The sequence below is a fragment of the Rhizobium sp. CFBP 13726 genome (genome assembly GCF_014841925.1).
Classification (GTDB): Bacteria; Pseudomonadota; Alphaproteobacteria; order Rhizobiales; family Rhizobiaceae; genus Neorhizobium; species Neorhizobium soli.
The window spans coordinates 532,278-546,063 of sequence record NZ_JACYUU010000001.1; the positions used below are offsets into that span (position 1 = coordinate 532,278).

The following is a 13,786-nucleotide window of genomic DNA, read 5'->3' on the forward strand; positions in this document are numbered from 1 at the left end:
CCGTCGCGCTCGGCGTCGCGGCTTGGACCACCCTGTCAATTGTCGGTCGCCCCCTCGCGCGACATGATCTTCAGCGATCGGTAGTCGAGGATGATCAGGCGGCCGCGCCGCATGCCGAGCACGCCGTCGCCCTTCCAAGCCTGAAGCTGCGCGTTCACTCGTGGGCGGCTGGCATTGATCAGTTGCCCCATTTTCTCCTGCGATATCGCTCTGTCGATCAGCAGACCCTCCGCTGTGCTGCGGCCGTGCAGGCGGGCGAGATCCACCAGAAGACGCGCGAGCCTGGTCTGCAGCGTATGCAGTGCCATGCCTTCGGCAAAGGCCATCGTCTTTCTGAGCTTGCGTGCGAACGTCTTCATCAGAAAAGCCGACATCTGGGGCATGCGGGTGATTTCGCTGAAAGCGCTGCGCCGGACCACCATCACGCGGGTCTCGCCGGCGGCGACCGCGTTCGCGAAGTGGGTGCAGCCGAGGGTGAGTTCGACATCTCCCAGAACGTCGCCGGCTCCGAGCTCGGCGAAGATCACCTCATGCCCATCCTCCGAGATGAAGTAGAGGTGCACGCAACCGGACACGATGATCGACAGCGCGTCGCAGGCCTGACCGCTGAAAAACAGCGTCTGGCCGTCCCTATAGAGCCGGCTCGCCGACCCCGACACGAGACGCGAGTACGTGTCGTCGTCGAGATCGTCGAACCACGCGGAATGTCGGATATCGTTGTTGATCTTGGAGATAAGGTTCGATGTCATAAACCCACTCGGACGCTGAGGTGTCGCTTGCCGTCTGAGCCGTGATACGAATAAATGCAATCAAAAGTTGTTACATGCGTGACATTCTCCAGCAATAAATCATTCTAGGTTGTGCTCACGGCAGGAGTTGCCGTTGGTAGCCGAACGGACCGCTCGGTCCGGTCCGCATGTCGCGGCGGCAAGAATGTGAAAGAGGAGAGGTCAGCATGCGTGTTATGATGGGAAGGGAAGCGATCGAGATCTTCGAGAAACAGGATCTGGGGACGCCCTACACGCTTACGGTCATGAACGAGAACCCGAAGTTCCAGAGTTATGCGTTGTTCCAGACGATACCGGACGTGGTCGGCGCGTCTCAGAGCCCGTTGTCTCTGGCATGGATGATCGGCAACGCGGCCTCGGGCAGCCCGGAAAACCCGAGCACGTCGGTATTCAGCTGGACGATCGACTACTCGATCAGCGCCGGTTACATCCAGGAACTGGGTTCGACACTCAACCCGCGGGCATTTGCTACCGCCAGCAAATGTGACGTGGTTCTCGATGGCCTGAACAACGTCGCCGTAACCTATCAGGGCGCGTTCCCGAACGGTGCTCCGGCGTTCCCGACAAATCCGACCAGCGGCCCCGCAGGTGTCTTTCTCGTGCGGGCGAACAACCTGATCCCGTCGGTTCTGCAGCAGGCCAGTGTCCGGATGTCGCTGAATGTGGGTCTTGCGATGGGCGGCAAACCGGCCGTCGCCGTACAGCTCGAGCCAAACCTCGACTACACGTTCACACCGAAGCCAAGCTATTTCATCATCGCCGGCTCGTTCATCGAGGGGCAGGTGATCGATACTGCCATCTCGTCTGCAGCGTTTCCGGTCCAGTTCGCGCAGGGCGTGACCAGAAAGACGATCCGCTTCACGCAGGAAAACCAGTTCGTTCCCGCCTGACGCCGACCCGATCGACTTTTTGCTGAAATGCAGGACGCGGCGCCCGGACGGGCCGCCGCGTCACTGTCGAATGGGTGATCGGAGAGCGTGCTCAGGAAACGCGACGGCTTGGATCGCCGAAGATCGCCACGGTGTCGGTTCCGGCGCCTGAACCCTGGGCACGAAGACTTTCGAGTGCCGTTGCCGCATGCAGCTTGATCTGCTGCGGCGAGAAAGCCTCGGTTGACAGCGCCACGCCGATCGACAGCCGCATGTGGGGGTAATGCCCTTCACCGGAACCTGCAAACACGAGGCTGTCGGCGATTGAAGCCACGAGCCGATCGGCGATCGCTTTTGCACCGCTCCGATCGACATCCTCGAACAGAAACGCAAAGCTGTCGGTCGCGGTCCGGGCCAGAAAGTCGTTCTTCTTGATCGCCTTGCGGAAAATCGCGGCGGCGCGCTTGACGATCCGGCCGGCAGTTACCTGGCCATATGTCTGCGCCATCTCGCCGAGATCGACGAGGCGGACGACAAACAGCGCGGCCGGGCGGTGCTCGGCGGAAGGGGCGTAGAGGAGACCCAGCTTTTCCGCCAGCGCCACATGGTTGGGAAGCCCGGTCAGCCGGTCGGACAGAGAATTGGTTCGGGCCGCTTCCGCCAGATTGCTCGACATCAGCAGCCGGTCGGCGGCAAGCTCCAAAGATTTGGTGAGACCGATCTCGGCGGAGAGCGTTTCGCTTAGGTTCGCCTGAAGATGATCGAGCTCGGCCTGGATGTCGGCGAGACCGCTGGCACTTCCGCTCCGAAGGCTTTCGGCCGCCGTCTCTAGCGCACGCACGAAATTCTGCTTCTTCAGCGTGGCCTGGGCAATCGTGCCGACGAGATCGAGAACGCGTCTCGTTTCCTCGTCCCGGTTGGCGATCGATAGAACCACGAAGCCGGGAAGCTGGTAGCGCAGGCCGATCTCGTCGATCTGGGCCTGGGTAGCGCCGGCCGGAAGCGTGGCGACGTCGCGGGTAAGCGCCGGATCGGACCCCGACAGCGCTTCGTGGAACAGCGTGTAATTGCGAGGAAGACCGGCAACGTCCTGCTTTGCCATCTGCTGCGCTACGACAGCCAGGCTCCTGTCACGCGATTGCCGTGCATTGTCCGCCGACATGATCCACCTATTCCTCAGGGTCTCGTTACTGTCTCGTTTCAGGAAGACACTACGCGAGATCGAGGGTTAAGAACGCCTGAAACGTTGGCTTTTGTCAGGCGTTTGAAGAAGTCTCGTTGCGAATACGGTTAAGGCTGAGTTCACAACCCCTGTTTGTCCTAAAGCCGTATTACGTTAAACCTGCATCCACTGTTTTCCATGCCCGCGTAGGAAGGCGATCATATCGAGCACTACGGAGGGCTTGCCGAGCGAGGTGAGGATGGCGTGCACCTGCCCCCGGTGGTGGGTCTGGTGGTTGAAGAGATGGGCGAGAACAGGCGCCACTGGTTCGGTGACCTCCGTCGGAACGGTCACCGGCGTATAGGTGACGGTGGTGCTGAGCGCGTTATCGGTCAGAGACCCGAGATAGTTCGTGATGCGGACATCTTCAGCGTCACGCGCCGTGCGCAGGTCAGAGAAATCCTCGAACAGAACGGCCCCCAGATCCGTCGGCGCCGTGCCTTCTCCGGTCAGGCGGCGCATCCAGATGCAGTCGGCAACGAGAATGTGGTTCAGCGTGCGATGGACCGAACCGAAGAAGGCCCCACGATCGGCCCGGTATTCGGCGTCCGTCAGCGTCGCGCAGGCAGCGTAGACCTCTGCATTGGCCCAGCTATTGTAATCGGCAAGCATCTGAAAGTGGCGCAGCATCGAAAACGTCTCCGGTTGTTCAAGAAGAGATGATACCGGATTTGCCGGCCAAACCGAGGGGCAGGCGTTGATGCCATCGATGAAATTTCCTGACTGGATTTGTCGGGCTTCCCATCCCATCTTGCGCAGCCAAGGACAGATCAGGAGCCCATCATGACACGCATTCTTTATTCCCTCTGCGGTGCCGACGCCGGGCGGCCGTTTTCGCCGCATGCGTGGAAAGTGGTGATGGCACTGAAGCACAAGGGGCTCGAATATACCGAGCAGCCGATGCCGTTCACGCAGATACCGAGCATCGAGAACGGGTTTTCGAAGACAGTTCCGATCCTGCGGGACGGTAACGAACTGATCCGCGACAGTTTCGATATCGCGGTCTATCTGGAAGAGCGCTATCCCGACCGTCCGACCCTGTTCGGCGGCGAGGGCGGCAAGGCACTCTCCCGGTTCGTCGAGGGTTTTTCGCAGACGGTGGTACATGGGGCAATCGCGCGGATCGCGATCAAGAGCGTACACGATACGCTGGGGCCGGCCGACCAGGCCTATTTCCGCAGCAGCCGCGAGGCCATATTCGGCCGGTCGCTGGAAGAGGTCGCCGCCGACCGGCAGAGGGAAATCGACACCTTCGCCGAGAAACTGAAGCCGGTTACGCACACGCTGAAATTCCAGCCTTTCCTTGGCGGCGAGGCGCCGCTGTTTGCCGACTACATTCTGTTCGGCGCGCTGCAGTGGCTGCGGGTGACGGATGGTGCCGACGTGCTGGGCAAGGACGGCTTGCTGGCTTCGTGGTTCGAGCGTCTGCTCGACCTTCATGACAGCGCAGGACGCGTTGTGACGGCTGCGTGAAATTAGGCCCATCCCCCTTGTTTCCGGCGAAAGGGGCGGTTAAACACCGCCCACTTTCCGTGGAAACAAAGGATGAGACCAATGGCGATTGAACGCACGTTTTCGATGATCAAGCCGGACGCAACGAAGCGCAACCTGACCGGCGCCATCACCAAGGTATTTGAAGACAACGGCCTGCGCATCATCGCATCCAAGCGCGTCTGGATGAGCAAGCGCGAAGCTGAAGGCTTCTACGCCGTTCACAAGGAACGTCCTTTCTTCGGCGAACTCGTCGACGGCATGACGTCTGGCCCGACCATCGTTCAGGTTCTCGAAGGCGAAGGCGCCATCCTGAAGAACCGCGAAATCATGGGCGCGACCAACCCGGCCAACGCCGACGAAGGCACGATCCGCAAGCAGTTCGCCCTGTCGATCGGCGAAAATTCGGTTCACGGTTCGGACGCTCCGGAAACCGCTGCCCAGGAAATCGCTTACTGGTTCGCCGAAACCGAAATCGTCGGCTAATTGCTGCACGGATCGGTTCGATCTTCAAAAGGCCGGGGCATTCGCTCCGGCCTTTTTTGCTGTCTGCGGCAAGGTCATGGTGTCACCGGGCAGCCGGTTCGCCCTGAGAAGTCGGACGAGCCATCGGCCTTGAAGACGTCGGGGTTTGGGCTGTAGACCGGGCCGACGACCAGTGGTGCCGCGGGTATTACAGACTGATCGACATCCGACGTGACGGTGGTTTCGATCACCTGCAGCACCTCGCCGGACGTCCCTGTCAGCGTGATGGTCACGCGGTAGGGCCTGTCCTTCCGGACGCATTGGACGAACGGGCTGGCAAGCGTAAGCGCATCGTCGACATCAAGCACTCTCTCTTCAGTGACGAGCGGCGGTCCGCCTCGCGGGTTTTCGAATTCCGCTCTGGCGCGGCTTTCCTTAGGCGTGGCGGAGACCTTTCGCAGCGTGACCAAGTAGTTGGCGGTAGCCACCCGGTAATTGAACACGAAAATCCGCCCGGACAGTTCGAAATACACGCCTTCCGACGGTCTCTGGCAGCCCGTCACAATCAGGCCCATCACGCAGAGTCCGGCTGATACTGCCGCCCTCCACCTCATGGTGCGTCTCCAGCCGAAGGTCCTCCATCGCGGCTGCGGCGATAGTGGCGGTTCGCCTTCACGCGGTTGCCGCAGACCGTCATGTCGCACCAGCTTCTGCTACGGTTGCGGCTTCGGTCGATAAACAGCCAGCCGCAATTGCCGCAGCTCTTCAGGCGGGAAATCTGATCGTCGCCAAGAAGCCGCAGCGCCGAGCGCGCGGTGGCAGCCTCGAGCGAGCCGGTGCCGGTTCCGCGCAACGCCAAAGCCGCCGCGCCAAGCAGATCCGCCAGTTTGTGCGGGTCATCCTCGCCATCCGCGCGAGCACGGAAATACCCGTCGATGGCTTCCCTGAGGACGAGAAAATCGCCGCGTCTTTCCACGGCGACTGGCGTCACTTCTCCGAAAAGCGCCCTGTCCGCCGAAAATTCTGCGGCCGCCTGGGGAAAGGCATCCATCTGCTGCGGAGAGGCGAAGCGATCAACGCGGCGTGACGGATCGATGCGCAGGATGACGCTATTGGCGACATCGAGCGCCAACGCGCCACCGACGAAACGATGCGGGGTCGAAGTGAAATCCATCCGATAATTATAACTGGTGTAATGCGGTTTACCAGTTATATTCACGTCATCCGTTTGGGGTTGCCGATGGCCTATCTGCTCCAGCAATTGGCGAATGCTGTGCCGCTGTCGGTGCTCTACGCAACGCTTGCCTTCGGATACGTGATCGGCTTTGCGGTGACGAAGCGCGCCGACATCGCCTACGGCGCCATCTTTGCTTTTTCCGGCCATCTCTACGTGTTGTTCGCGCGGCTCGGCTGGGACGAGTTCTGGCTCGTTGTGCCGGCGGCACTGGCGATGGGGGCGGGCGCCGCGATCGTCGGCGGCGTCGCGACCGGGATCGTGGTCGGCGGACTGACCCTGCGGCTGATCGAAAGGCATGCACGCAACGCGCCGATCGTCGCCGCGCTGGGCGTGCTGCTGGTGCTGATGGAGGGCGCTCGGCTTGCCTCCGGTTCCCGGGAGATCTGGCTGTCGCCGTTTCTGAACCGTCCCGTCCCGCTCTGGGCGGGTGATGGCTTCGCAGTAACCCTGACGCTGATCCAGGTGCTCAATTCAGGCCTGATGCTGACAATGATCGCCGCCGGCTGGCTGGTGATCGACCATACAAGCCTCGGGCGCTTCTGGCGGGCGGTTGCCGATGACAAGATTGCGGCCGAACTCTGCGGCGTCAGTTCCCGTCTGGTATTCGTCCTCGCCTACGTGGCAGCGTCGCTTTACGCCTCCGTCGCAGGCGTCTTGGCGACCTCGTATTACGGAACGATGGACTTCGGCGCCGGGTTGCTCATCAGCATCAAGATCGTCCTGATTGCCGCAGCCGGCGGACATTCGCATCCGCTGCGGTCGGCAGCCGGTGCCGCCGCTGTCGGTTTCGCCGAAACACTGTGGAGCGGTTACGGTCCGATTCTGTGGCGGGACTTCGCCATCGGCCTTGTGCTGGTTGCGGTTCTCGTCATGAGCCGGCGGGAAAGGGCGGTCCCGTAAACCTCAGCGCCACCTATCGCGGGCGGTATCGTCGGCGTCTTTCGCATCGACCCAGGACCGGGGCGAACCGTCAGCCGCGTGTTCCTTCTTCCAGAACGGCGCGGATGTCTTCAGAAAATCCATCATGAAATTGGCGCCGTCGAAGGCGGCCTGGCGGTGCGAGGCTGCGGCGATGACGAGAACGATGTTGGCGCCCGGGGAAATCTTGCCGTGGCGGTGGATGGCGGTCAGTCCGAGAAGCGAAAAGCGGTCGATGGCAAGGAGGGCGATGCGGTTCATCTCGGCTTCTGCCATGCCCGGATAATGCTCGAGCTCCAGCGCCGAGAGCGCTCCCTGCTCGTCGCGGCAAAGACCGCTAAAGCTGACCACCGCGCCGATATCCATGCGGCCGGCAGTGAGGAGATCGATCTCCGATTGCAGATCGAAATCGTCGGTCTGGACGCGGATCGTGGGCATCGTCATCAGATTGTCTTCCGTTTACCCGCCTGTCATCGGGGGGAAAATGCCGATCTCGCGTGCTCCGGCGATCTTTTCAAAATGCTCCACATGCTCCTGGTCGATCGCGACGCGAATGACCTCGGGATATTGCAGCGCGTTCTCGTATTCCTCGCCGAGCGTCTTCAGGTGATTGAGGAGATCACGCGCGGTAACGACCTCAGGCGGCAGGTCGAGATCTTCCTCGGCTTTGCCGATTCTCTCGCGCACCCAGGCGAAATAGACGAGTTTCGTCATCCCTCGTCATCCACGAGATGCTTGAGACCGGCGCGGAAATAGTCGTAGCCGCTGTAGAAGGTGAGGGCCGCGGCGACCCAGAGAAGGCCGATGCCGATCTGCGTCGTGAACGGCAGGAACTTGTCGCCGGCAGGTCCGGCCAGCAGGAAGGCGATCGACACCATCTGGATCGTCGTCTTCCACTTGGCGATGCGGGTCACCGGCACCGATACCTTGAGCGCCGCCAGATATTCACGCAGGCCCGAGACGAGAATTTCGCGGCAGAGAATCGTGATTGCAGCCCACAGCGACCAGCCGGCAATCGTCTGATCGGCGGCAAGCAGCAGCAGCACGGCGGCGACCAGAAGCTTGTCGGCGATCGGATCCAGCATGCGGCCGATATTTGACGTCTGGTTCCAGATACGGGCCAGATAGCCATCCAGATAGTCGGTCAGCGACGCCACGACGAAGATCCAGAATCCGGCCCAGCGGGCAAAATCCGAGCTTTCCAGCTTTCCTTCGATGAAGAAGCACAGAACGATCACCGGTACGGCAAGGATGCGCGCATAGGTCAGAAGATTGGGAATGTTGTACGCGCGGGAAGCCATGATGGACCTGTGCTTGAGGGTTGCCTCTAGTTGAGGTTTCGAGACGCCAGCGTCAACAGTTTTCGCGGCTTTTTTACAGTTGGTTGAGATGCATACGCTGTTTTGATGACCCATGCATGTCGATCATCGTCATCCACTTCGGCTCTCGTGGAAGTGATTATAGACCTGTTTGGCCACCGCTTCGGAAATTCCTTCGACCGCCATCAGATCGTTGAGACCTGCGCGGGACACGGCCTTTGCGGTGCCGAAATGCTGCAGCAGCTTGCGCTTTCGGCCCGGCCCGATGCCGGCGATTTCGTCGAGCGGGTTCTTGATCATCTCCTTTTTGCGCCGGGCCCGGTGCGAGCCGATCGCGAACCGGTGCGCTTCGTCGCGCATGCGCTGGACGAAGTAGAGGACGGGATCGCGTGGCGGCAGAGAAAAATCGCTGCGGCCATCGGCAAAGAAGCGTTCGCGGCCGGCATCGCGGTCGACACCTTTGGCCACCCCGATCGCCGTCACCACGTCTCGGATACCAAGTTCGTCGAGGATGGTGCGCACAGCCGTCATCTGGCCCTGGCCGCCATCGATCAGGATGACATCGGGCCAGGCCGGAAACGCGGCATCGTTGATGTCATCGCTGGTCGCCTCGACGGGTTTCGGCGCCGAGATGCTGCGATCAGGAATGCCTTCTTCCTTGATCAGTCGCGAGAAGCGCCGGGTCATGACCTCGCGCATCATGCCGAAGTCGTCGCCGGGGGTAATGTCGGTCGATTTGATGTTGAACTTGCGGTATTGGCCCTTCACGAATCCTTCCGGACCCGCGACGACCATGCCGCCGACGGCATTGGTGCCCATCATATGCGAGTTATCGTAGATCTCGATGCGCCGGGGCTGGTAGGGCAGGCTGAAAGTTTCGGCGAGACCCTTGAGAAGGCGCGCCTGCGACGATGTTTCGGCCAGCTTGCGGCCATGTGCTTCGCGCGCATTGGCAGCGACGTGATCGACGAGATCGCGCTTTTCTCCACGCTGCGGCACCAGGATCGAGACCTTGTGTCCCGCCTTTTCGGAAAACGCGAGCGCCAGCAGTTCCTGCTCCTCAACCGTTTCCGACAGCAGGATCTGCTTCGGCACGGGCTTGTCGTCATAGAACTGCGCGAGAAACGCGTTGAGGACCTCGGCTCCTGCCATCTGAGGATCGGCCTTCGGGAAATAGGCGCGGTTGCCCCAGTTCTGGCCGGTGCGGAAGAAGAACACCTGGATGCAGGTAAGCCCGCCTTCGTGTTGGATGGCGAAGATATCGGCTTCCTCGACGCCGGCCGGATTGATGCCCTGGTGGCTCTGGACGTGGCTGAGCGCTGCAAGCCGATCGCGATAGATCGCGGCGCGCTCGAAATCCATGTCTTCGGAGGCTTCCGACATCTGCCTGGCGATGACGGTCTTCACGTTCTGGCTCTGGCCCGAAAGAAAGTCCGAGGCTTCCTTGACGAGCTCGGCATAGCCCTCGTCGCTGACTTCATGGGTGCAGGGGCCGGAACAGCGTTTGATCTGATAAAGAAGACAGGGACGCGTGCGGCTCTCGAACACGCTGTCTGTGCAGGTGCGCAGCAGGAACGCACGCTGTAGCGAGTTGATCGTTCGGCCGACGGCAGAGGCCGATGCGAACGGTCCGAAATACTGGCCTTTGCGGGCGCGGGCGCCTCTGTGTTTCATCAGGGCAGGGGCACGGTGATCGCCGCTGATGAGAATATACGGAAACGACTTGTCGTCGCGCAGCAGAACGTTGAACCGCGGACGTAACCGCTTGATGAGGTTCGCTTCAAGCAGCAGCGCCTCGGTCTCCGTCCGCGTCGTGACGAATTCCATATGCGTGGTTTCGCGCACCATGCGGGTGAGGCGGTTGGAATGCAGTCGGCCCTGCGCATAATTGCTGACGCGTTTCTTGAGGCTCTTCGCCTTGCCGACATACATCACGTCGCCGGCCTCGTTGAACATCCGGTAGACGCCCGGCGCGTTCGGAAGGTGCTTGACGAACTCGGCGATCAGGTCGGCGCCCTTGAGGCCCGTGTCGTGGCGGACAGCCTCGTTCCAGTCGATGGACGTGGTGATAGCCGCAGCGACCGCTTCCGGTGCCAGGGCATCGTCGTCGTCTTCTTCGTTTCCGTCATAAAGAACGCCGCCATCGGGCACATTCTTCGCGTTCATCGCATGTCTCCGCCGGCAGAATCAGTTCAGACGACTATTTCTGCGGGCTCATCTCGTCTTTGTGATCATCCAACCCGAAGAAATCGGCGACTCGGGGCTGAAGCTGTTCGCCAACAGATAGTGTTTTGCCGGCAGCTTTGGAAGCGTGCCACCACGCCTGCATTTCTCTCTCAGCAAACGTGCTCGCGGGGTCCTGGAAGCGAATACGGCAGGAATTCGGCCTCGTTTCGACCGGAAATGACGATTTGCAAGTAGGAGTTCTGCAGGATGCTGTGATGGCGTTGATGCGTTGCTCGGCTAAATTTGAGTTAAACTCGAATACAGGAGGCTAAATCTCGCGCCTCTCGGAGTCGTGATATGTATCGAGGCTGTTTGACAGCGTTTGTTCGCAATGTTAAGAAACGATCAAGAAATGTAAAATGCTCTATAGTGCGATTAACGTCTCATTATCCTTAACGATATACCTGTGGCGATGAAGCAACATCGAAATTTAGCCGTCTAGCTGCCACAAACAATTCACATTTCGGCTCTTTCAATTCCTCAATTGCCCCCCAAATTCGTCCTCAGCCAGCAGGGAACAAAGCTGTCGTCAACTCTGTTGATGTGACACTTGCCCGGCAGCCTACAGCGCCGATACCCGAAAGGGTGCGCAGGGACGTTGTAGCAATTAGGAATACTCGTGTCGGACCTTCCGAAACCTGAAGTGGTTTTTGAGCCGATGCGCCAAACGGAGAAAAAGGTATGCGTATTCTCGTCGCGACTCTGATGGCCTCGGCTGCCAGCTTTATTGCAATTTCCTCGGCCAGCGCTGCTGACGCCGTCGACCAGATCCCTGCAGCTCCTATGGCTGTTGAAGAAGTCGCACCGGCCGCTACGTGGCAGGGCTTCTACCTCGGCGCCACCGGTTCCTACGACTGGGGCCGTTTCGGCGGTGGCGACTACAATGCCAAGGGTGCAGGCGGCGGTGCTTACACCGGTTACAACTGGCAGAGCGGCCAGGTTGTGTACGGTATCGAAGCTGACGTCGGCTACAACGGCCAGGACGGCAGAACGTCCGGCGGTTATCGTGGCGAAGCTGGCTGGGACGGTTCGGTCCGCGGCCGCGTCGGTTACGACCTCAACCCCTTCCTGATCTACGGTACGGCTGGTGTCGCGCTGCAGAACAACGAACTCAAGGATGCAACGTCGTCTGACGACAAGACATCCGTTGGTTACACGGTCGGCGTCGGTGCTGAAGCATTCGTCACCAGCAACATCACGACCCGTATCGAATATCGCTACACGGACTTCGCAGCCAAGGACTACAGCCTCGACAGCGGCAACGTCTCCAAGGGCTTCGACGACCACAGCGTTAAGGTCGGTATCGGCGTAAAGTTCTAATAAGAACAATAAAAAGCCGGGAGCGTTTCCCGGCTTCTCATCTAAAAGCCCGTTGTCACCAACGGGCTTTTTTCATGCGTGGTTTTCGGTCGGTATAACGGTCAGTCCATCTGGATATTGGCGTTCTTGACGACCGGGGTCCATTTTGCGAGTTCGGCTGTCACGTGTTTGCCGAGTTCCTCCGGGGTGGAACCGACGATCTTGGCGCTGAAATCCTTCATCCTCGCGACAACTGCCGGGTCCTGTAGCGCCTTGTTGGCGGCGTCGTTCAGTTTTGCGACCACTTCAGGCGGCGTGCCGGCCGGTGCGAACAGGGCGTTCCAGGTGTAGGTCTCGTAACCCGGTACCGTCTCGGCAATCGTCGGCACGTCCGGGAACGAAGCTGCCCGCTCGGCAGTGGTGACGCCCAGTGCCTTCAGAGTTCCCGCCTTGATATGCGGAGACGAGGAGGGCAGGTTGTCGAACATGATCGAGATCTGGTTGCCGATCAGGTCGTTGAGGGCAGGACCCGCGCCCTTGTAAGGAACATGCTCCATCTTGACGCCGGTCATCGCCTTGAACAATTCGCCCGAGAGATGCAGGGGCGTGCCGTTGCCCGACGACGCGTAAGAATACTTCTCCGGCTCCTTCTTGAGGAGCTCCACCAGTTCCGCCACCGTGTTGACCGGCAGTTTCGGATTGATGACCAGAACGTTCGGCACGATGACCAGTAGCGAGACAGGCGCAAAATCCTTCTCGGGGTCGTAGGGCTTCTGCTTGAGGATCAGCGGGTTGAGCGCGTGGGTCGCAACCGTGCCCATCAGGATCGTGTAACCGTCCGGCTCCGCACGCGCGACGCGGTCGGCGCCGAGATTGCCGCCGGCTCCGGCGACGTTTTCAACCACGATCTGCTGGCCGAGGATATCGCCCATCTTCTGCGCCACGACTCGACCGACAACATCCGTCGATCCGCCGGCTGCAAACGGCACGACGAGGGTGATCGTCTGGTCGGGAAACGACTGGGCCGCAGCCCCGGTGGCTGAAAGTGCTAGTGACATCAGGGACAGAGCCGAGCCTGCAAGGGCTACGGAAAGGCGCAGGGCGGTTCGCCGCGTCAACGCTGATCGCTTCATGAAATTCCTCCGAATTGCTTCAAACGGCCTCCCGCCGTTCTCGTCATAGTAGCGGAGGAAAACCGGAGGGCAAGCGTTTCAATTGCTTGTGCAAATGGGAGAAGGTCTCGAACGACCGGCAGGTTGTGCCAGGATCCGCGGCAACCCAAGAGTTCTAGGGCGGCCGCGGATCTCATTCGGTTCAGGCGTAGGGCTTCATTTCCATATAGGCCGGAAAGCGCTTGGAGAACGTGTCAGGCCAGGAGGCGAGTTCCGGACGACCTTCGGCCCACTGGCCGTTAAAGCGCAGGTCGAGATAACCGATCATAGCGGCAAGCGCGAAATGGCCACCATGCAGCTTCTTGCCGGTCTTCGGCAGGTTCTTTTCCAGATAGTCCAGGCCGCGCACGACCTTGCCCCACTGCTTGTCGATCCAGGGCTGGTGGACCTTTTCCTCCTCGCGCGAGCGACGCTCGTAGACGATCGCGAGAAGGCTATCGGTAATGCCGTCGCAGAGCGCTTCGAGCACTTCCGCCTCGGTCCGCTTCACGTCCTTCTTCGGGTAAAGCTTGCCGCCGGAGTGACGATCGAGGAAGTGCATGATCGCGACGCTGTCATAGACCGGCGGCTCGTTCTTGCGGATCAGAACCGGGATCTTCCCGAGCGGATTGTTGTCGATGAGTTCGGGAGGCGCCGCATTCGTGTCGGTCTTTTCTTCGGTCACGTCGAGACCGAGATGGCGGGCGGCCATGCGAACCTTGACGGAGTAGGGCGAGGCCGGGGAGTGGAGGATCTTCATCGGTATGTCCTTGTTCTGATATCGAGGGCCGCTGGTGTCAT

At 60.4% G+C, this 13,786-nt stretch carries 16 protein-coding genes; 5 read left to right on the top strand and 11 right to left on the bottom strand.

What is annotated here, in order from left to right; genetic code table 11:
* Positions 1–35: 35 nt before the first annotated feature.
* Positions 36–749, bottom strand: coding sequence for a Crp/Fnr family transcriptional regulator (locus IFT66_RS02600; protein ID WP_092661890.1), 714 nt, complete (start codon positions 747–749; stop codon positions 36–38).
* Positions 750–955: 206 nt separating this feature from the next.
* On the opposite strand from IFT66_RS02600, the gene IFT66_RS02605 reads away from it, so the two are divergent.
* Complete coding sequence (locus IFT66_RS02605) at positions 956–1,678, top strand: hypothetical protein (RefSeq protein WP_113111083.1); 723 nt, start codon at positions 956–958, stop codon at positions 1,676–1,678.
* Between the two features lie 91 nt (positions 1,679–1,769).
* Here the strand turns inward: IFT66_RS02605 and IFT66_RS02610 are convergent, their stop codons facing one another.
* Together IFT66_RS02610 and IFT66_RS02615 are read right to left on the bottom strand one after the other, a co-directional pair.
* A complete protein-coding gene (locus IFT66_RS02610; RefSeq protein WP_192076714.1) occupies positions 1,770–2,819 on the bottom strand; it encodes a GGDEF domain-containing protein in 1,050 nt (349 codons plus the stop codon).
* 174 nt (positions 2,820–2,993) lie between these two features.
* The gene (locus IFT66_RS02615; protein ID WP_192076715.1) at positions 2,994–3,509 is read right to left on the bottom strand and encodes a DinB family protein; all 516 of its coding nucleotides are present in this window, start codon (positions 3,507–3,509) and stop codon (positions 2,994–2,996) included.
* A 153-nt stretch (positions 3,510–3,662) separates the two neighbouring features.
* Between IFT66_RS02615 and IFT66_RS02620 the strand changes: the two genes are divergently transcribed.
* Positions 3,663–4,352: a glutathione S-transferase family protein gene (locus IFT66_RS02620; RefSeq protein ID WP_192076716.1), complete on the top strand. Its 690-nt coding sequence runs from the start codon at positions 3,663–3,665 to the stop codon at positions 4,350–4,352.
* Between the two features lie 81 nt (positions 4,353–4,433).
* Entirely contained in the window at positions 4,434–4,856 is a 423-nt protein-coding gene (ndk, locus tag IFT66_RS02625) for a nucleoside-diphosphate kinase (protein WP_062453319.1), read from the top strand.
* Positions 4,857–4,930: 74 nt separating this feature from the next.
* Here ndk and IFT66_RS02630 read toward each other — a convergent pair whose 3' ends face one another.
* Together IFT66_RS02630 and IFT66_RS02635 are read right to left on the bottom strand one after the other, a co-directional pair.
* The gene (locus IFT66_RS02630; RefSeq protein ID WP_249406373.1) at positions 4,931–5,410 is read right to left on the bottom strand and encodes a hypothetical protein; all 480 of its coding nucleotides are present in this window, start codon (positions 5,408–5,410) and stop codon (positions 4,931–4,933) included.
* 35 nt (positions 5,411–5,445) lie between these two features.
* On the bottom strand, positions 5,446–6,009 hold the full coding sequence (locus IFT66_RS02635) for a CGNR zinc finger domain-containing protein (RefSeq protein ID WP_192076718.1): 564 nt from the start codon (positions 6,007–6,009) through the stop codon (positions 5,446–5,448).
* 66 nt (positions 6,010–6,075) lie between these two features.
* Between IFT66_RS02635 and IFT66_RS02640 the strand changes: the two genes are divergently transcribed.
* The gene (locus IFT66_RS02640) at positions 6,076–6,972 is read left to right on the top strand and encodes a branched-chain amino acid ABC transporter permease (RefSeq protein ID WP_192076719.1); all 897 of its coding nucleotides are present in this window, start codon (positions 6,076–6,078) and stop codon (positions 6,970–6,972) included.
* Positions 6,973–6,975: 3 nt separating this feature from the next.
* On the opposite strand, the gene IFT66_RS02645 is transcribed toward IFT66_RS02640, so the two are convergent.
* From IFT66_RS02645 to uvrC, 4 genes are all read right to left on the bottom strand, one after another.
* The gene (locus IFT66_RS02645; protein WP_192076720.1) at positions 6,976–7,434 is read right to left on the bottom strand and encodes a molybdenum cofactor biosynthesis protein MoaE; all 459 of its coding nucleotides are present in this window, start codon (positions 7,432–7,434) and stop codon (positions 6,976–6,978) included.
* Between the two features lie 15 nt (positions 7,435–7,449).
* Complete coding sequence (gene moaD / locus IFT66_RS02650; RefSeq protein WP_192076721.1) at positions 7,450–7,704, bottom strand: molybdopterin converting factor subunit 1; 255 nt, start codon at positions 7,702–7,704, stop codon at positions 7,450–7,452.
* Complete coding sequence (gene pgsA, locus IFT66_RS02655) at positions 7,701–8,291, bottom strand: CDP-diacylglycerol--glycerol-3-phosphate 3-phosphatidyltransferase (RefSeq protein WP_062453313.1); 591 nt, start codon at positions 8,289–8,291, stop codon at positions 7,701–7,703. The genes moaD and pgsA overlap by 4 nt, the downstream gene beginning before the upstream one ends.
* Before the next feature lie 129 nt (positions 8,292–8,420).
* A complete protein-coding gene (gene uvrC / locus IFT66_RS02660) occupies positions 8,421–10,475 on the bottom strand; it encodes an excinuclease ABC subunit UvrC (RefSeq protein ID WP_184654880.1) in 2,055 nt (684 codons plus the stop codon).
* A 741-nt stretch (positions 10,476–11,216) separates the two neighbouring features.
* Between uvrC and IFT66_RS02665 the strand changes: the two genes are divergently transcribed.
* A complete protein-coding gene (locus IFT66_RS02665) occupies positions 11,217–11,855 on the top strand; it encodes an outer membrane protein (RefSeq protein ID WP_062453311.1) in 639 nt (212 codons plus the stop codon).
* A 101-nt stretch (positions 11,856–11,956) separates the two neighbouring features.
* On the opposite strand, the gene IFT66_RS02670 is transcribed toward IFT66_RS02665, so the two are convergent.
* Together IFT66_RS02670 and IFT66_RS02675 are read right to left on the bottom strand one after the other, a co-directional pair.
* Positions 11,957–12,967, bottom strand: a complete 1,011-nt coding sequence (locus IFT66_RS02670; RefSeq protein ID WP_062453310.1) for a Bug family tripartite tricarboxylate transporter substrate binding protein — start codon at positions 12,965–12,967, stop codon at positions 11,957–11,959.
* 181 nt (positions 12,968–13,148) lie between these two features.
* Entirely contained in the window at positions 13,149–13,745 is a 597-nt protein-coding gene (locus IFT66_RS02675) for a glutathione S-transferase family protein (RefSeq protein ID WP_113111076.1), read from the bottom strand.
* Between the last annotated feature and the right edge of the window lie 41 nt (positions 13,746–13,786).